Origin of the sequence: Bacillus sp. AG4(2022), from assembly GCF_031844465.1 — a bacterium.
GTDB lineage: Bacteria > Bacillota > Bacilli > Bacillales > Cytobacillaceae > Bacillus_AB > Bacillus_AB infantis.
Genome location: NZ_JAUZVH010000002.1, coordinates 390,572 through 404,722 on the forward strand (window position 1 = coordinate 390,572; position 14,151 = coordinate 404,722).

Here is a 14,151-nt window from a genome sequence, read left to right on the forward strand (position 1 = left end):
CATAACAAAAACCCCTGAATATTGCTAGGAGGCTATGAAGATGTTTAAAGACAATCCAGATTTCTATCCAACACCTAAGAGTCTTATAAGTAAGATGCTAAACAAAATTGATTTTCGATATATAAGCTCTGTACTTGAGCCGAGTGCAGGGAAAGGGGATCTAATAGAGGCTATAACACAAAAGTTTAAATATCACCAGAATAGACACTATAACAATAAAAAGTATGACATAGATGCCATTGAGGTAGATAACAATTTGCAGCATATCTTACAGGGCAAGAAGTTTAGGCTTGTGCATGATGATTATCTTAGCTATGACACTTTCAAAAAGTATGATGCAATTATTATGAATCCACCTTTTAGCAATGGTGATAAGCACTTATTAAAAGCAATTGAGATGCAGAAAAATGGTGGAAAGATTGTTTGTCTCCTTAATGCTGAAACACTAAGAAACCCATACAGCAATACAAGAAAAGATTTAATAGCTCAACTAGACAAATATAATGCAGAAGTTGAATTTTTACAGGATGCATTCACAGAAGCAGAAAGAAAAACAAATGTAGAAACGGTAATTATCTTTATAGACATTCCTAAAATTGAACATAGCAGTGTAATCCTTGACGAACTGAAACAAGAAGAAGCTTACAAGGCTAAAAGCGAGTATAACAGCGACAAATTAATAGAGTCAGATTTTATAAGAGGAATTGTCCAGCAATATAATTATGAAGTTAAAGCAGGATTAAGACTTATTGAGGAATATAATTCATTAGTGCCTTACATGTTGGGGAGTTTTAAGGATAACGGTAACCCAGTATTAAAGCTTGGATTAGAATATGAAGACAAAGACGGGAGCAACTTAGAGAATGGATATATAAAGCAAATAAGGTTGAAATATTGGAAGGCACTATTTAATAATGAACAGTTTATGGGACTGTTTACAAGTAACCTCAAGCAGAAATATATGCAGCAAGTGGAAGAGCTTAAAGATTATGATTTCTCTTTCTATAATATCTATACAATTAGGATTCAATTAAATAAAGAAATGATTCAGGGCGTAGAAGATACAATTTTAAACCTGTTCGAGGAATTCAGTTACAAGCATTACTATGATGAAAGCTCTAAAAATATCCATATGTATAACGGTTGGAAAACTAACAAAGCCTACAAAATCAATAAAAAAGTTATCATTCCTTTGAGTGGCTTTGATGGCTGGATGAGTAATCCTTATAATCCTACAAGGTATCAAGTGAAAGACAAGTTAAAGGATATAGAGAAAGTATTTAATTACTTAGACAGTGGAAGAACGGAAGAAATTGACCTAGAACAAGCCTTAAAAATGGCTGAACATTATAAGGAAACTAGAAAAATTGATCTGAAGTATTTCTATGTAACATTCTATAAAAAAGGCACTACTCATATAGAGTTTAAAGACATGGAACTATTAAAGAAATTTAACCTATTCGGCAGCCAGAAGAAAGGCTTCTTACCTCCTTCATACGGAAAGGCATCATATAACGATATGACAAGCGAAGAAAGGGAAGTAATTGACAACTTTGAAGGCGAAAAATCTTATAACGATGTTATGAGGAATAGAAACTATTACATTGTTCAGACAGAGGAATTGTTAAGGCTAACATCTTAATTAAAAAATAATTACATATTACAATGCAGGGAGGATCGAAACTCCTTCCTATATAGCCCAAAAAAGCCATATAACAGCAAGCCAATTTTCGAGCTGGACTTTTCAGGAGGTGAGACCGTGAAAACATTTGTTAAGAATAATTCATACACTTTAATTTTTTCTGGAGTTGTCGCTTTGAGTTATGCAGTTTTGTTGATGAGTTTTTGAATTTGGAAATGTTGTATAACAGCCGAGTGTTTGGATCACGGGCTAATTTTATGAAATTGCATATAACAGCACGACCTTTTTATCACTGGGATTTTTAGGAAATTGAAAATCTATATAACACAACTGAGTTTTTATTGCTGGCTTGAATTTTATTAAGGGATTATAGACTTAAAATGAGAACGAAGGGCAGGGTGAAAAATGAAAAAGATAGATGACTTCATGTATGACATTAAACCAACTTTAAAAGGTGAAATTGTCTTAGTTTTCAAGGTTGGGGAAGAAGAGTGCGAAATGAAAATACCCAAACAAGATCTAGAAAGAATGCTGTGGTTTGCTAATCAAGAATAATTAACTATCCGAAAAGTGTGATTCACCATAAAAGTGACTTTTTACGTTGAAAAGGGAGGATAAATAATGAAAGTTAACTACAAGGGGTTTGAAATAAATGTAGAGCGTGAAAGATCAATGGGCGGATGGGATTCTACATATTACTATGTAATGGAAAAAGAGACAGGATATTTCCTCAAAGATAGCTTTAGCGAATCGACAGATACAGTTAGGGAATGGATAAAGGATTTAAAAAGGGTTGTAGATGCTTATATTGAGAATCCAGAAGAATGGGCAGAAGAGTAATATGAACGAAAGAGCATACCTAGTTAAAAATAACGTTGGCAAATGGCTTGAAATTGTCGCCAGTTTAACTGAGCCTAGTGAGCAGCATAGGAGTAAAATTTGGATTGAATGCACACCTGCTGAGTGTATCAGTTGGTTTGTTAGTCAGGATCTTGAATATACGGATATTACGAATATTATTCACTAAGGGAGGAAGAAAAACAATGACTAGACTAAAAGATGCTGAAATTGCAGTAAAGGACATGGCTGGACATGGGTTAATATGCACGGTATTAGAGATATTCTTGTACCACCAGAAGATAATATTATGAGGTACTGGACAGCAATGTGGGATGAAAATGGAATTCCTCATTATTTACCTGAGTATTCAAAGAGTGGAGTAGGGCAGAAGGTACTGGTTGATACAGAAGAAGGGGAATTAGTTGAGGGTACTGTCATCTATGAAAGAAAGGCAGATTACAAACAACCTGAGTTTAAGGTGAAAAGCAATGAAAAATAAACTTAAAGTATCAATAAGGAGTGAAGTCATTGCTGAGTATGAAGAATATTTAGTTCTAGCTCTGTATATGAATAACAAATTTATTAAGACAATGACGATCAATCAGGACACTGAAGAGATATATTGATTCCGAAGAAATACACATTTTATGAGAAATAAGTTAATGAAAACAAGAGTATGAGTGAGCATTCGGGAGTAAAACGGAGTTCATAAATTAGGGAGGTTACACTATTGGAGTTCATTAAAGAAACAATTGTTAAAGGGAGAGTAGTAAGTGGCAATATTAAGACAGGTAGATTTATCATGACGGGTTTAAATCCATCAAACAAATTAGTTCCACCTATAGTCCCTAAATCATTTAACAAAGAGTGGTTGGAATTGTTGATTAGTGAATTGACTAAGGTGAGAAATAAATTAGAGTAGAAAGGAGTAGCATATGGGTGACGCTCAATGCAGCAAATGCAAAGAACTAAACGAGAAGTTGGGTTATACAGAACATGAAAGCTATGAAGCCATTTGTGATAATTGTTGGGATAAGCGAGTCGATGAGCACTCGAAAGAAGTAAAATCAGTAATGAATTGCTACTGTGGAAGGGAATTAAAGAAGAGTATAAACAGCGTCATCACTCAATACAAAGGTAAGCAAATTACAGTTCTAAACGTGCCAGTTTATTCGTGTGAAATGGATCATATAAGACTGGATAGAAAGACTAGGGTGCTGGTTAAAGAGAGTTTGGAAAGAGCTTATGTGGATGGAGCTAGTGAAGTAAGTCTTATAGATTAAAAATAAAAGGGGAGATGGTGAGTTGAGCTTTGAAACTAAAGGAAATTTCTTATTTAGATTGGAAGTCACAACGTTGACCGAAAGAGGTAATAAATGGACTATAAGCTTCTAAGTACCTTATTTAAATATCAAGTAATGTTTATGGTCATATGGGTAATTGGAGACATTATTTTTACTGGTAGATCAACATTGCTAATGCTAATTACACCTTTTGTTATGTCTCCAATCTTTTACATAGCAATTAAAGCAAACAATTGAAAGAAGGAGGCAATAAATTAAATGTACGAAGTGTTTTATGTAATAAATGATAATGAATGCATAGAGAGATTTGAAGAGGAACCTGAAGCAATGGAACGCTACCAAAGCCTTATTGATAGTCAAGAATGTAAGTATGTTGAGATAACAAAACTAATTAATAACTGGTCTGATGGCAATGATAAAATTGAGGTGAAATCAAAAAATTTCACTATAGAATATTCTGGTGAAGCAGTGGGAGAGAACAATAGAATAATTAACAACTACAATATTATTGCTGCTATTAATGGGAGGATAAATAAGATAGAAGTGAATGAGGATCAAATGTCTGAGTTGTATAAGCTAATTGAGAATGCGAAAGAATCGCTATAAGAGGGTGATAAATTGTTCAGTATCCTACTTTCTACATATTTACTTGTAGGAATGATATTTTCTTACTTTGTATTCAAATGGACGGATAAAAAAATTGAGCAGTACGAGAATGAGGAGTTAATGGACAAAGGGGATATAAAATCATTAGAATCAAGTAAAAGGGTAATTAATGCAATGGGTGGGAAGAATTTTATATTGTTCATGTTCATTTTAACTACAGTCTTTTGGTTGCCTATGATGATATTTGATCCACCTAAAAACAATTAAACTAACTAAAGAAAGTTGTGTGAATATGAAAGAAAAGTTATTAGTATTAGGTAAAGAGGAATTGGAGAGTTTGCTAAAAGAGAAGTATCCAGAAGCTTTCCATATTGAGATTTATATAGATTATGATGATGAGGGTGTTACTGGTAACGATAAGATTATTGCAGAAGTGAATATTGATAATTCAAAAATAATTAATAGGAGATGGAATTTTGAAAAATAGAGCACTAAAGGATGCCGTTTATACTTGGTACACTCTTTCCATACTACTTGTAACTGGGAGTACGTTATTTTTACCAGAAAAATCAATATCTATTTTAGGTGTTACCTTGGTTTTTATACCTTTAATTGCTTTTAGTCTATATAAAACAAAACAGCACTTTACTAAAGGAATTAAGCAAATAAAAAACATTAATAAGTAAAGTTATCTGCCGAACAAGGGTTACGAAGCCAAGGCAAGTGTAGTACGGAGTTAGGTAGTCCAGTTTTTTGAAAGGAGAATAGTTGTTGGAAAAATTCAAATGGATTGTTTATGGATTAGATATGGACTATGACGTAATAATTGAATCTGAAGGAATAGACAGAAATGATTCTCACGCTGAAGCAGTTGCCAAATGTGAACTTTATGGATTAGATTTTGACACAATTGAACCTTTTAATAAAAGCTTTGTGAATAGGTTGAATTGGCTTAATGACTAATTTGTAGGAGGTGAATTTAATGAAATGGAATGAGTATAAAAAGACACTTACTTTTGCCAGCAAAGAGGATTTAGAAAAGTTTGAAAAGGCAGCAAAAGAAATTGAGAATGACAAGGAATTTAACGAGCTACTGGCTGATCTGGATATTGAATATGGTGATATGCTTAAGAATTTAGATGATTAATTAAAATGATTTCTTGTATAATAAAATAGACATGCTTATATAAGGAAGTGTTTAAATGAATAACTTTGACGATATTAGAAATGAACAAAGAAAAGAAGATCCCTCATTATTCTTTACACTTGAGATTGTGGGAGGGTTAATGGCAGCTAAGGATAGAAAGGGTATCTCACAAAGAGAACTGTCTAGGTTGTCAGGAGTCGCCCAGAAGACTATATCAAGGATTGAGAATGGAATAGACGTACCGACACTTGAAACGTTAGGTAAACTTGCTAATGCTTTAGGAATGAGTATTGTTTTAGTCGAAGATCAGGAGGACTAGAGATAGTTCTCTTTTTTATAAAACTATACTACAACCATTTGCACAAAAATGTATTAATGGTGAGAATAACATTTCTATTTATCTTAATGATTTGTAAATATAACTAATATGTAATAAAATATCATCAATAAGTTATAAAGGGATGATATATGTGAATTGGTCAGAATGGAAAAACACAAATATGAGTGAGTTTGAGAAGTATTTTTACAATTTCTATAGTAACTGTATCGTGCAAATACGGATTAAAATGACAGAGAAGAATATTACGCAAAAAGAATTGGCTGAAATAAGTGGGATTAAGCAGCCTGCAATATCCAGAATGATGACAATGGATGCGATACCTAGATTAGACACTTTAATGAAAATATTGTTTGCGTTAGAAATTGAATTTGAGCTTAAAAACAAGAATTGAGGAGGAAATAAATTGAATAGACAATATTTCGTGGTATTTGAAGAGCATGATTCTATAGTAGTAACTGTAAAGGAAGATGTAAATAGACCAAACAATCCAGACTGTGAGCAAGTTTTAGAAACTTGGATTATTGATCACTATGGTCATGTTGCTAATTATGAATATTGGGAAATTAGCACTTGTGAAAAGTATGAAATTTAAATTATTTTTAGAGAAATTAAGAAAAGACAGAAGAATTAAATTCCCCTGTCTTCCTTCTCAGTATCCGAACTGAGGCAAACCTTGGAAAAGTGAAATGATTCGTTGAATCAACCATTTCTAAGGTTTAAAAGTTCTTGGTGGAACTTAGATTAATTATAACTGCACTTTTTACCAATGTCAAAACTAATACAATACTAACCTAAGTTAAACTACAATGATTCAATTTCAAGATAAACACTAAGTTTCATGGGAACATAACCTCTATGCTATAATTAACTCAAAAAAAGGAGTTTACTCTATGTCACAAATTAATTATCACAATATGATTAAAGTAACAAAGACACAACATCCTGAATTGGCAAACAAACATCTTAATGCTGGTTGGACTCTTTTAGAAGTGATTGAGGGAACTTTTATACTTGGTTGGGACAAAACGAATGAGCAAGAAATGAAGGAATTCAATTATGAAGATATGTTTGATTTCCAAGACTGAAGAGCTGATATTATCGGCTCGTTTTTTTTTATTTTAAAACAAAATTAACTATTGATTATTAGTTTGTTTTGTATTAAAATAAGGGTAAGGAAAAACAAGGAAACAATAAAAGGAGTGAGCCGATGACTTACAAAGAATATGTGCTGGATGTATTCAAGGAACATCATAATTCGGGTGGAATGGATATGGAGGAAATCGAGGATCTGATATCTGAAAGCAGCTTCGATAAAATTGAAAAGTGGCTCAGTAAAATCGGTTATGATTTGAATGAATACTATTTGTAGGGTAGCTGGTATAATTAGTTAAATGGGAACGGAATTTCCTCTTTCAAGGAGTGATTAAAATGAATGATAAAATTAATGCTGCAATTTCAGATTATAATAATCGGCTTAATCGTATCAACAGAATGATAGATAGACTTACCAACAAAAATGATAATGAAAATAGCATTAACGAAGAAATCCAGTTAAGAACATTAGAAGCAGAAAAGCGATTGGTTTTAGAATTCATTGAGGAACTAATGCATATTTCAGAATAAGATTTCCCTTTTGTAGGGAATGAGGAGGAAGCGAAAATGAATAAATGCCCTTTTTGCAAAGTTGAAATGGAAGATTTTGAAGTCGAGGAGAATTATTGTTACAACTGTCATAATGATGAGTATGAGTTTTTAGGGGAAGAAAACTGAAATTCGAATCAAGCTTCTCTTGTACCGGAGAATAGGAGGTACTACATGTTAACAAAAGATGAGTTCAAAATTCTTCAATTCCTCGGATCTGCAGTCAATTCAGGAAAAGAAGTGACACTTACACCAGACAGGCAAGCTGCAATAAACAAAGCAATTGAGAATAATAAAGAAGAACCTTTTGAAGATAGTACAACAATGGTAAACGATGAAGGAGAGCGTAGAAAGGCTCTCAAAGGAACAATTGCTCATCAATCATATCTAGAACAAGGTTTCAGAGAAGTAAGGAATTTACGATAAAGCAAGTCTTTCATACGAATAAAAAGGAGGAAACATAATGGAGCAAACTAAAGGAAGAGATTTTAAAAATCTAAATGTTGTTCAGGAAGTACAGTACAATAATATTTTAGATAAAAATAAAGAAAGGGAAATGAGACTTAAACCAATTACTGAGTACCTTAGTAAGCATTATACAGTCGAGGAAATAACAGAGATGAATGATTACCAGATTGCAAAAGTTAAAAGAAAAGACATTGCAGCAGAATGGCTCTATCCAACATTCATTAACTATAAGCCGTTGCATGAAATGGCAATGACATTTGATCAGGCAGTGTTGATATGCCTAAGTTATAAATATGATAATAGAAGAACTGATGCAGTCACTTATATCTCAAGAATATTAAATGTTAACTTTAACCCTGAAGAGATCGAATAAAAGAAGTAATTGACTGGAAAGGTGATGAGACTGAATGAAGGAATTAGATTTTGACAGACTAAATGAATTAGCAACTAAAATAGCTAATTATGCTCTAGCAGACCTAGAAACAAAGGAAATGATCAAGGATCTGATTTTAGACCATATGGCAATGGCTTGTGTGACCTATTCTAAAAGTGAGGATTTCAAAAAAGAAATTGCTGGATATTGTAATCAAAGAGGTTTTAAGTGGTAAACCAATTTAAAAAGAGGTGAGAAATATATGGAACAATTTAAAATCAAGCATATAGATGACTTAGCCAATTTATTACTTGAGGATTTATTGGTTTATTACAAACAATGTGTAATTCTCAATCATGGGAATGATGATTATGATGATATTATCTCAGATATAGAAATAGAAATAATAAATAGAATTTAATATAAATTGACAATTTTAAAGGGGGGATAAGATTGAAAGTGTTCATGGTATACGAATTATTTAGTGATGGTGGGATTGATGTATTGGGTTTATTTTCAACAAAAGCAAAGGCAGATGAGTATGTAGACTCTGAAAAAAGAAAGAACAGACAATTAGTTATAGAAGAAATGGAAGTACAGTAAAATAACTATTGTATAGGGAGGATCGGCAGATGAAAAGGAATATAGGTGACAAAGTTGTAATTAATCCATATACCCGAACGACAGGTGTGATACATCAAATAATTAATAAGATTAAAATGACAAATCTTACTTTTGACTATGTTGTTAAACTAAACATTCCTGATATCTCAGATGAGACGGTATATACAGCAAATTACAATTCAGAAGAAGATTTCTGGTGGCAATACTTTAGTGATAATGAACTCGATATTCTTGAAAAGAACTGGAATATGGTAACAAAATCGGATAATAACTAAATAAAACAATCAAACAAAGGAGAATAACTATGTTAAAAACCTACGCCTTACTCATACGCAAATGGATGGACGATATCAAGTTTCAGTGCTGGAACCTTAACTTTACTCATGATCATCTAATTGAAGTTATTCACGGTCAATATGAGGCTAAGATGCAGCGATTATTTGAGCGGTTAGAAAAGCAATATGGATTTGATAAAGCTAAGTTTTACGCCTTACAGGAACAGGCAATGAGCTTTTAAATTAAGGAGGTCAGTCATGGGATACATAATGTTCATGGAAATATTCTTCGTGTTAATTGTAGCAGCAATAGCAGTAACTAAATACTTTGAGATTGATCTTGTTAGTTGGTTCGTTAAAGATGAAATAAGTTAGTGAAACAGTTTGGTGATTTGCGGTAATAAGGTGAATAGGAAGTTGCTTATAACTAATGCAACCCAGAGACAGAAACTGATGGACAGTAATGAGTATACGATGAACTTTTTCATATGGTTAGTTTGTGTGGGTTGGGGTGAAATGATGCATATACTCAATAAAAAAGGGGATGGATAACAATGGTTGGCACTCGTGATTATTGTATGTATTGTGCAAAAGGGAAAAGCTTCGGTTTAAACTTAAAGTCATATCTAACTAAATATGGAGAATTAATGTTTTGTTCAGATCATTGCTGGCAAAATTTTGATAGCTCATCTGATACAGAGACAACGAAGAAGAATAAAACAATAATCGTTGCTAAAGGCATACATTGATTAAGATAATACAATCTAATTCTAATTTCATTTAAAAAAGGAGAGGGAAGTATGGTAAACACATTAACATTAAAAGACTATAGGGACTTGGAGGTAAATAGGATTTATTACTTTGATAATCTCAAACTTGTGTTTGATGGAAAAAACTTGTTATCAAAATATCCTATGGAAAGATACTGGCATCCGTTTTATGAAGATGAATGGTTTGAAAAATGGAAGGATAGAGAGTTAACAAAAACAGATAAATTTTACTAAGAAGTAACCATTTCATTAAATTAAAAGGAGACAATTAAATGAAACAAATTTATAAGGCTACTGACGGTACAATTTTCGAATCAAAGAGAGAATGTCTTGAACATGAATTTAATCTAAAAGGTGGTACAAACTACTTTGAATCACTTGTTCAAGAGGCAGTAAAAGAATTTGAGTCATTCACTGGATTAAAAGTAAAGGTTGAAGAAGCAAAAGCAAGTATAGGATGGGATGGAGATCCCAACACAATAGAAAGGAATTACGTTGAATGGCAAGAAGTAGACTTAGTAATTACTAAGGATGGGAGACAGATAGGAGAAAACTATAGTAGAGGTTCACAAGGTGGATACACTAAAGAATACTTAATTGAAAATTTAACAAAGGAATACTATGCACCCTTCCAAAAATTACACGAGGGAGTTGTAGAAGAATATGATGATCCCTCTTACTATAGTGAGGAGTACGTTGTGAACGGAGTAAATGTAAATGACATTTTGAGGGCTAATTTTGGCAAAAGGGTCAGAATTGAAGTATTAGAATAAAAGATTGAATTTATCCAGAAAACAGGAGGATACAAAGATGAATCTGGAATGGACTTTTGCAGATACTGAAGGTGAATGGGTTAATGAGAGTTTTGAAACTAAGGAAGAAGCGGTAGCAGCAGGAAAACTGAAGTTTGATGACAGTTATCTTGTGGGTCAGTTGATCGGCAATGATGAGGAAATTACTTATTCAGTGGTGAATATTGAAGAGGTTAGTTAGATTAAAATGGATAAATATTCTAATTAGTAGTAAAATAGCTATATATCTAGAATAGGAGTGATTGAATGTTTCAACTGAAAGAGCTTCAGATGATGGATTATCTACTAAAGAGGATTATCCAAGATAACAAGAACAAACTTTACGATAGGGATCTTAGGATTGTGGTTAAAATTAATGGCGACTTATGGACTGGAGATTTCGTAAAAGTTGAAGGCTCAAGCATTATTGAATATTTTATTGATGGCTTCGGTGACATTGAAAAGAAATATAGTCACAATGATACTTCGTCCCTTCTTAAAAAGACAGGTATCTCATACAGCAACATCATGAAAAGATTTTCAAACCCAATTTCAAAAATTGACGATACCTTCATGCTGTTTGATCAATTAACTCAAATCATCAGGGAAGCTGGCTTAGATGCCGAGAAAGTAGAATTTGAAACAGTCCTATATGATGCCTTTAATATGGATAAGAAAGTTAAATTACCTTTCTACAAACTCAATAGCCAGAATCTTGAACTAATTTCGATTGTGGATATGAATGAAGTCTTTTGACAATCAGGAGTTTGATTTTGAAAAGTTGTTCAGGGACGCAGCAAACTTCACAAAAAGAGGGAAAGATAAGGACATTGTGTTTCCCTCAAAGTCCCCTTACATAAGGGAATGCATTGAAAAGATGGTTAATAAAAAATAATCTTACAATATATCTTTGCTTAGGGGGTGTAAAGAGATGGATGTTCAAGTGAATAAAAAGAAAGACGGAAAGGTTATTCTTAATATTGGTCTATTTGAGATGAGTGATCTTGTATATTCCTCATCACCTGAGAAATTGAGGTTTCCTAGGTCATACGGAATCAGAAATACAAAAGGTAATGAGGAATTGTACCTTAATTTACTGAAATACGTTGGAAAGACATTAAGAGTAGAATCAACCCAGATTAACGGATTGTTTACAATTGGCTTGGATGGAGAAGAAATTGTGTTAAAGGAATCGCTATGAAAAATATCTTTTAAAGGGAGTTGAAAAGCGTGAGTACAAATTATTACTTTAGAGATAAAGAAGGATACAACAGAATTAACAAGGCTAACAGCCAGATAAAAGAACATGTAAATAAGATATTTTCCATCTTGGAAGAGAATTTTGAAAGAGATTTAGTCTTTAAGAAGATGGATATTGAGAACGCTACTCAAATATCCGATGAAGAATGTCTGATTCATATAGGGCAGTTTGCATATGGGTGGAAAGTTTTACTTAAGACAAACAATGAGCTATACAACACTGTTTCAGAAATGAGATCCTTCTATAATAAAAACAAAGATAAATATGAAGTCGTAGATGAATATGGATATGTGATGACATGGGAAGAATTAGAGAAAGAATTTCTAGGGTTAAATGAAGGTAAATTTAGAGGGGATTTTGAAGATAAGGATGGATATTGTTGGAGTAAATCAGAATTCAGTTAAAAATTATATTTCATGGGAGGATGGTACAGAGTGAATGGATTTGAATACTATATTAGTGGTTATTTTAATTCACATAGAAATGCTTTCAACTATTCTATAACAAAGGAAAGTTATGATGAACTATCTAGAGAAGGTGTAGATAAGTTAATAAAAAGAGATTATATCACTTTTAAGAGGTCATGGAGCGTTGCTGATAAAGAAGAAATGGGGCAGGGGATTGTTAAAGGCAGTGATATTTCTTCTTTAAATTTGTACAAGAAGCCAAGATAAAATGAAAGATTTATGGTGAATTTTAGACACAAAATTGTAAGGAGGGAATTAGAATGAAACCTTTTATGCCTGAAGAAACAAATGAAGATAGGATTTTTCAATTGGAGTGCCAAGTTACAATGCTTACAGACCTAGTAGTACAACTTATTGGAGAATTAAAAGATAAAGGAATTCATGTTTCGGACAAATTAAATAATTAAATATAAGGTGTGATTGTGTGAGTGAAGAACTTAAAGAGCAATCAGAAAAGCTAAACGAACTCAACACCTTGATCAGACAGAAGCAAACAGAGTTAACTTTAATGATTGCCCAGAGGAATGACTTAGAAAAGGATATAGAGAAGAAGAAACATTTGAAGAATAGGTTTGGATTAAAATCATTATAAAACCCTGTGTGGATACAGGGCTACATATCAAATACTTTTCTTCATACCGCAAACTGTACATTCACGGACGAACATTCTATCTATAATTTGGCTTTTAAACTTTGTGGAATCACAGTTGTCACAGCGTCCTGACTTAACATCAGGAAAATCCTTAAAGTCGTGAATGACTGTTGTATCATATCCTTTGAATTCTTTATTCATACAATCACCTACAGTTTGATTTACTTAAAATATAATATCAGAAAGAGGAGCTAATAGATATGTTAATTATTAAACTCAGAGAAGAATATAGGGCTTATAAATCAATGTGCAGTGCTATGGGTATTCCGCCAGTTAAGTTTGATGTGTGGGTTAATAAGATGGTTTAGGAGTGGTTAAATGTATGCGTTAATTGTTAAGAAGGAACCTGAGAGGTATGAGCTGCAGCATAAATTAACTATGGAATCACAGCCTTATCAAGTTGAAGTGGCAGCAGATCCTAACATATTGAAAAGGTCACTGACTGCAGATTGGGAACCGGGAAAAGAAAATGTATTATGGATAGCAAAATTTGGTTGACATTTAATATAAAACAAACTAATATAATAAATAAGGGAGCTGTTCTTTGCAGTTAGAATATAAATAATTGTTGTGGGATAACTGGAAGGAATAAGGTAAAATTTAAGTAGTTATTTGGAAAGGGAGAGATCAGATGCCACCCTGTGGAGACACTACTTACTTAGTTTATCACGGAGACATTAAATGTTGGAAGTGTGACTTAACAGCTACAATGGAGGTTAGAATAGGTGAACCACCTGCAAGCTGGAATGATGGTTATAGGTACAGCAGCCAGTATTACTGTAATGCTCATTTAGAGGAGTTTAAAGAGAATGAAGACATTGCTAGTAAGAAGTCAATTGAGAGACTTAGACAACAGATGTTGGACTCAGGAATGGATGAGAAGCAGGTAGGCGAATTGATCACAATGACATTCGGTAAGAAATAATCTATATAGAAAGGATGAAGGTGAT

Annotated in this window: 36 protein-coding genes; 35 read left to right on the forward strand and 1 reads right to left on the reverse strand. The window is 32.8% G+C overall.

Going from position 1 to position 14,151, the window contains the following annotated elements:
- The first annotated feature begins 40 nt into the window (after positions 1–40).
- The 33 genes from Q9R36_RS07510 (at position 41) to Q9R36_RS07670 (ending at position 13,141) form a co-directional block, all read left to right on the forward strand.
- The gene (locus Q9R36_RS07510) at positions 41–1,642 is read left to right on the forward strand and encodes a DNA N-6-adenine-methyltransferase (RefSeq protein ID WP_311224776.1); all 1,602 of its coding nucleotides are present in this window, start codon (positions 41–43) and stop codon (positions 1,640–1,642) included.
- 405 nt (positions 1,643–2,047) lie between these two features.
- Complete coding sequence (locus tag Q9R36_RS07515) at positions 2,048–2,197, forward strand: hypothetical protein (RefSeq protein ID WP_311224777.1); 150 nt, start codon at positions 2,048–2,050, stop codon at positions 2,195–2,197.
- 66 nt (positions 2,198–2,263) lie between these two features.
- On the forward strand, positions 2,264–2,482 hold the full coding sequence (locus Q9R36_RS07520) for a hypothetical protein (protein ID WP_311224778.1): 219 nt from the start codon (positions 2,264–2,266) through the stop codon (positions 2,480–2,482).
- Positions 2,483–2,789: 307 nt separating this feature from the next.
- On the forward strand, positions 2,790–2,981 hold the full coding sequence (locus tag Q9R36_RS07525) for a hypothetical protein (protein ID WP_311224779.1): 192 nt from the start codon (positions 2,790–2,792) through the stop codon (positions 2,979–2,981).
- 231 nt (positions 2,982–3,212) lie between these two features.
- The gene (locus tag Q9R36_RS07530; RefSeq protein ID WP_311224780.1) at positions 3,213–3,404 is read left to right on the forward strand and encodes a hypothetical protein; all 192 of its coding nucleotides are present in this window, start codon (positions 3,213–3,215) and stop codon (positions 3,402–3,404) included.
- Positions 3,405–3,417: 13 nt separating this feature from the next.
- Positions 3,418–3,765 (forward strand): YgiT-type zinc finger protein, encoded by a 348-nt coding sequence (locus tag Q9R36_RS07535; protein ID WP_311224781.1) that lies wholly within the window; start codon positions 3,418–3,420, stop codon positions 3,763–3,765.
- A gap of 279 nt (positions 3,766–4,044) precedes the next feature.
- Positions 4,045–4,392: a hypothetical protein gene (locus tag Q9R36_RS07540; protein ID WP_311224782.1), complete on the forward strand. Its 348-nt coding sequence runs from the start codon at positions 4,045–4,047 to the stop codon at positions 4,390–4,392.
- A gap of 292 nt (positions 4,393–4,684) precedes the next feature.
- Positions 4,685–4,879 (forward strand): hypothetical protein, encoded by a 195-nt coding sequence (locus Q9R36_RS07545; RefSeq protein WP_311224783.1) that lies wholly within the window; start codon positions 4,685–4,687, stop codon positions 4,877–4,879.
- Positions 4,869–5,078 (forward strand): hypothetical protein, encoded by a 210-nt coding sequence (locus Q9R36_RS07550; RefSeq protein WP_311224784.1) that lies wholly within the window; start codon positions 4,869–4,871, stop codon positions 5,076–5,078. The genes Q9R36_RS07545 and Q9R36_RS07550 overlap by 11 nt, the downstream gene beginning before the upstream one ends.
- A gap of 85 nt (positions 5,079–5,163) precedes the next feature.
- Positions 5,164–5,355, forward strand: coding sequence for a hypothetical protein (locus Q9R36_RS07555; protein ID WP_311224785.1), 192 nt, complete (start codon positions 5,164–5,166; stop codon positions 5,353–5,355).
- A gap of 19 nt (positions 5,356–5,374) precedes the next feature.
- Positions 5,375–5,539, forward strand: a complete 165-nt coding sequence (locus Q9R36_RS07560) for a hypothetical protein (protein ID WP_311224786.1) — start codon at positions 5,375–5,377, stop codon at positions 5,537–5,539.
- Between the two features lie 55 nt (positions 5,540–5,594).
- Complete coding sequence (locus Q9R36_RS07565) at positions 5,595–5,858, forward strand: helix-turn-helix domain-containing protein (protein ID WP_311224787.1); 264 nt, start codon at positions 5,595–5,597, stop codon at positions 5,856–5,858.
- A 151-nt stretch (positions 5,859–6,009) separates the two neighbouring features.
- Positions 6,010–6,270, forward strand: coding sequence for a helix-turn-helix domain-containing protein (locus Q9R36_RS07570; RefSeq protein ID WP_311224788.1), 261 nt, complete (start codon positions 6,010–6,012; stop codon positions 6,268–6,270).
- Positions 6,271–6,282: 12 nt separating this feature from the next.
- Positions 6,283–6,471, forward strand: a complete 189-nt coding sequence (locus tag Q9R36_RS07575) for a hypothetical protein (RefSeq protein ID WP_311224789.1) — start codon at positions 6,283–6,285, stop codon at positions 6,469–6,471.
- Between the two features lie 298 nt (positions 6,472–6,769).
- A complete protein-coding gene (locus Q9R36_RS07580) occupies positions 6,770–6,964 on the forward strand; it encodes a hypothetical protein (protein ID WP_311224790.1) in 195 nt (64 codons plus the stop codon).
- Between the two features lie 122 nt (positions 6,965–7,086).
- The gene (locus Q9R36_RS07585) at positions 7,087–7,248 is read left to right on the forward strand and encodes a hypothetical protein (protein WP_180827336.1); all 162 of its coding nucleotides are present in this window, start codon (positions 7,087–7,089) and stop codon (positions 7,246–7,248) included.
- Between the two features lie 59 nt (positions 7,249–7,307).
- Positions 7,308–7,502 carry a hypothetical protein gene (locus Q9R36_RS07590; protein ID WP_311224791.1) on the forward strand — a complete coding sequence of 65 codons (195 nt, stop codon included), beginning with the start codon at positions 7,308–7,310 and terminating at the stop codon, positions 7,500–7,502.
- 192 nt (positions 7,503–7,694) lie between these two features.
- Positions 7,695–7,946 carry a hypothetical protein gene (locus tag Q9R36_RS07595; RefSeq protein ID WP_311224792.1) on the forward strand — a complete coding sequence of 84 codons (252 nt, stop codon included), beginning with the start codon at positions 7,695–7,697 and terminating at the stop codon, positions 7,944–7,946.
- 37 nt (positions 7,947–7,983) lie between these two features.
- Complete coding sequence (locus Q9R36_RS07600; protein ID WP_101549998.1) at positions 7,984–8,361, forward strand: hypothetical protein; 378 nt, start codon at positions 7,984–7,986, stop codon at positions 8,359–8,361.
- Between the two features lie 34 nt (positions 8,362–8,395).
- Positions 8,396–8,596 (forward strand): hypothetical protein, encoded by a 201-nt coding sequence (locus Q9R36_RS07605; RefSeq protein ID WP_311224793.1) that lies wholly within the window; start codon positions 8,396–8,398, stop codon positions 8,594–8,596.
- 27 nt (positions 8,597–8,623) lie between these two features.
- Positions 8,624–8,782 (forward strand): hypothetical protein, encoded by a 159-nt coding sequence (locus Q9R36_RS07610; protein WP_253617733.1) that lies wholly within the window; start codon positions 8,624–8,626, stop codon positions 8,780–8,782.
- Between the two features lie 38 nt (positions 8,783–8,820).
- Positions 8,821–8,964 carry a hypothetical protein gene (locus Q9R36_RS07615; RefSeq protein WP_483861644.1) on the forward strand — a complete coding sequence of 48 codons (144 nt, stop codon included), beginning with the start codon at positions 8,821–8,823 and terminating at the stop codon, positions 8,962–8,964.
- 29 nt (positions 8,965–8,993) lie between these two features.
- Positions 8,994–9,260, forward strand: coding sequence for a hypothetical protein (locus Q9R36_RS07620; protein WP_311224795.1), 267 nt, complete (start codon positions 8,994–8,996; stop codon positions 9,258–9,260).
- Positions 9,261–9,289: 29 nt separating this feature from the next.
- The gene (locus Q9R36_RS07625) at positions 9,290–9,502 is read left to right on the forward strand and encodes a hypothetical protein (RefSeq protein ID WP_311224796.1); all 213 of its coding nucleotides are present in this window, start codon (positions 9,290–9,292) and stop codon (positions 9,500–9,502) included.
- A 558-nt stretch (positions 9,503–10,060) separates the two neighbouring features.
- The gene (locus Q9R36_RS07630) at positions 10,061–10,264 is read left to right on the forward strand and encodes a hypothetical protein (protein WP_311224797.1); all 204 of its coding nucleotides are present in this window, start codon (positions 10,061–10,063) and stop codon (positions 10,262–10,264) included.
- A 38-nt stretch (positions 10,265–10,302) separates the two neighbouring features.
- A complete protein-coding gene (locus Q9R36_RS07635) occupies positions 10,303–10,803 on the forward strand; it encodes a hypothetical protein (RefSeq protein ID WP_311224798.1) in 501 nt (166 codons plus the stop codon).
- A 37-nt stretch (positions 10,804–10,840) separates the two neighbouring features.
- A complete protein-coding gene (locus Q9R36_RS07640) occupies positions 10,841–11,023 on the forward strand; it encodes a hypothetical protein (RefSeq protein WP_311224799.1) in 183 nt (60 codons plus the stop codon).
- Positions 11,024–11,088: 65 nt separating this feature from the next.
- Positions 11,089–11,577, forward strand: a complete 489-nt coding sequence (locus tag Q9R36_RS07645; RefSeq protein WP_311224800.1) for a hypothetical protein — start codon at positions 11,089–11,091, stop codon at positions 11,575–11,577.
- A 175-nt stretch (positions 11,578–11,752) separates the two neighbouring features.
- On the forward strand, positions 11,753–12,022 hold the full coding sequence (locus Q9R36_RS07650; RefSeq protein WP_311224801.1) for a hypothetical protein: 270 nt from the start codon (positions 11,753–11,755) through the stop codon (positions 12,020–12,022).
- 29 nt (positions 12,023–12,051) lie between these two features.
- Positions 12,052–12,486: a hypothetical protein gene (locus Q9R36_RS07655; RefSeq protein WP_311224802.1), complete on the forward strand. Its 435-nt coding sequence runs from the start codon at positions 12,052–12,054 to the stop codon at positions 12,484–12,486.
- A 30-nt stretch (positions 12,487–12,516) separates the two neighbouring features.
- Positions 12,517–12,756, forward strand: coding sequence for a hypothetical protein (locus tag Q9R36_RS07660; protein WP_311224803.1), 240 nt, complete (start codon positions 12,517–12,519; stop codon positions 12,754–12,756).
- Positions 12,757–12,809: 53 nt separating this feature from the next.
- Positions 12,810–12,956 carry a hypothetical protein gene (locus Q9R36_RS07665; RefSeq protein ID WP_311224804.1) on the forward strand — a complete coding sequence of 49 codons (147 nt, stop codon included), beginning with the start codon at positions 12,810–12,812 and terminating at the stop codon, positions 12,954–12,956.
- 17 nt (positions 12,957–12,973) lie between these two features.
- A complete protein-coding gene (locus Q9R36_RS07670) occupies positions 12,974–13,141 on the forward strand; it encodes a hypothetical protein (RefSeq protein WP_180827331.1) in 168 nt (55 codons plus the stop codon).
- A gap of 27 nt (positions 13,142–13,168) precedes the next feature.
- Here Q9R36_RS07670 and Q9R36_RS07675 read toward each other — a convergent pair whose 3' ends face one another.
- Positions 13,169–13,342, reverse strand: coding sequence for a DUF8096 family protein (locus Q9R36_RS07675; RefSeq protein WP_311224805.1), 174 nt, complete (start codon positions 13,340–13,342; stop codon positions 13,169–13,171).
- Positions 13,343–13,519: 177 nt separating this feature from the next.
- Here Q9R36_RS07675 and Q9R36_RS07680 point away from each other — a divergent pair, with 177 nt between their 5' ends.
- Positions 13,520–13,699, forward strand: a complete 180-nt coding sequence (locus tag Q9R36_RS07680; protein ID WP_101549977.1) for a hypothetical protein — start codon at positions 13,520–13,522, stop codon at positions 13,697–13,699.
- Between the two features lie 133 nt (positions 13,700–13,832).
- Positions 13,833–14,126, forward strand: coding sequence for a hypothetical protein (locus Q9R36_RS07685; protein WP_311224806.1), 294 nt, complete (start codon positions 13,833–13,835; stop codon positions 14,124–14,126).
- The last annotated feature ends 25 nt before the right edge of the window (positions 14,127–14,151 follow it).

What these genes read in the sequence shown, in the direction of transcription:
- Q9R36_RS07585 (WP_180827336.1), top strand. Translation starts at nt 7,087, where the DNA reads ATGACTTACAAAGAATATGTGCTGGATGTATTCAAGGAACATCATAAT.
- Q9R36_RS07510 (WP_311224776.1), top strand. Translation starts at nt 41, where the DNA reads ATGTTTAAAGACAATCCAGATTTCTATCCAACACCTAAGAGTCTTATA.
- Q9R36_RS07625 (WP_311224796.1), top strand. Translation starts at nt 9,290, where the DNA reads ATGTTAAAAACCTACGCCTTACTCATACGCAAATGGATGGACGATATC.
- Q9R36_RS07535 (WP_311224781.1), top strand. Translation starts at nt 3,418, where the DNA reads ATGGGTGACGCTCAATGCAGCAAATGCAAAGAACTAAACGAGAAGTTG.
- Q9R36_RS07610 (WP_253617733.1), top strand. Translation starts at nt 8,624, where the DNA reads ATGGAACAATTTAAAATCAAGCATATAGATGACTTAGCCAATTTATTA.
- Q9R36_RS07565 (WP_311224787.1), top strand. Translation starts at nt 5,595, where the DNA reads ATGAATAACTTTGACGATATTAGAAATGAACAAAGAAAAGAAGATCCC.
- Q9R36_RS07525 (WP_311224779.1), top strand. Translation starts at nt 2,790, where the DNA reads ATGAGGTACTGGACAGCAATGTGGGATGAAAATGGAATTCCTCATTAT.
- Q9R36_RS07595 (WP_311224792.1), top strand. Translation starts at nt 7,695, where the DNA reads ATGTTAACAAAAGATGAGTTCAAAATTCTTCAATTCCTCGGATCTGCA.
- Q9R36_RS07560 (WP_311224786.1), top strand. Translation starts at nt 5,375, where the DNA reads ATGAAATGGAATGAGTATAAAAAGACACTTACTTTTGCCAGCAAAGAG.
- Q9R36_RS07590 (WP_311224791.1), top strand. Translation starts at nt 7,308, where the DNA reads ATGAATGATAAAATTAATGCTGCAATTTCAGATTATAATAATCGGCTT.
- Q9R36_RS07635 (WP_311224798.1), top strand. Translation starts at nt 10,303, where the DNA reads ATGAAACAAATTTATAAGGCTACTGACGGTACAATTTTCGAATCAAAG.
- Q9R36_RS07685 (WP_311224806.1), top strand. Translation starts at nt 13,833, where the DNA reads ATGCCACCCTGTGGAGACACTACTTACTTAGTTTATCACGGAGACATT.
- Q9R36_RS07620 (WP_311224795.1), top strand. Translation starts at nt 8,994, where the DNA reads ATGAAAAGGAATATAGGTGACAAAGTTGTAATTAATCCATATACCCGA.
- Q9R36_RS07645 (WP_311224800.1), top strand. Translation starts at nt 11,089, where the DNA reads ATGTTTCAACTGAAAGAGCTTCAGATGATGGATTATCTACTAAAGAGG.
- Q9R36_RS07545 (WP_311224783.1), top strand. Translation starts at nt 4,685, where the DNA reads ATGAAAGAAAAGTTATTAGTATTAGGTAAAGAGGAATTGGAGAGTTTG.
- Q9R36_RS07680 (WP_101549977.1), top strand. Translation starts at nt 13,520, where the DNA reads ATGTATGCGTTAATTGTTAAGAAGGAACCTGAGAGGTATGAGCTGCAG.
- Q9R36_RS07665 (WP_311224804.1), top strand. Translation starts at nt 12,810, where the DNA reads ATGAAACCTTTTATGCCTGAAGAAACAAATGAAGATAGGATTTTTCAA.
- Q9R36_RS07520 (WP_311224778.1), top strand. Translation starts at nt 2,264, where the DNA reads ATGAAAGTTAACTACAAGGGGTTTGAAATAAATGTAGAGCGTGAAAGA.
- Q9R36_RS07600 (WP_101549998.1), top strand. Translation starts at nt 7,984, where the DNA reads ATGGAGCAAACTAAAGGAAGAGATTTTAAAAATCTAAATGTTGTTCAG.
- Q9R36_RS07630 (WP_311224797.1), top strand. Translation starts at nt 10,061, where the DNA reads ATGGTAAACACATTAACATTAAAAGACTATAGGGACTTGGAGGTAAAT.
- Q9R36_RS07640 (WP_311224799.1), top strand. Translation starts at nt 10,841, where the DNA reads ATGAATCTGGAATGGACTTTTGCAGATACTGAAGGTGAATGGGTTAAT.
- Q9R36_RS07605 (WP_311224793.1), top strand. Translation starts at nt 8,396, where the DNA reads ATGAAGGAATTAGATTTTGACAGACTAAATGAATTAGCAACTAAAATA.
- Q9R36_RS07650 (WP_311224801.1), top strand. Translation starts at nt 11,753, where the DNA reads ATGGATGTTCAAGTGAATAAAAAGAAAGACGGAAAGGTTATTCTTAAT.
- Q9R36_RS07515 (WP_311224777.1), top strand. Translation starts at nt 2,048, where the DNA reads ATGAAAAAGATAGATGACTTCATGTATGACATTAAACCAACTTTAAAA.
- Q9R36_RS07675 (WP_311224805.1), bottom strand. Translation starts at nt 13,342, where the DNA reads ATGAATAAAGAATTCAAAGGATATGATACAACAGTCATTCACGACTTT.
- Q9R36_RS07580 (WP_311224790.1), top strand. Translation starts at nt 6,770, where the DNA reads ATGTCACAAATTAATTATCACAATATGATTAAAGTAACAAAGACACAA.
- Q9R36_RS07540 (WP_311224782.1), top strand. Translation starts at nt 4,045, where the DNA reads ATGTACGAAGTGTTTTATGTAATAAATGATAATGAATGCATAGAGAGA.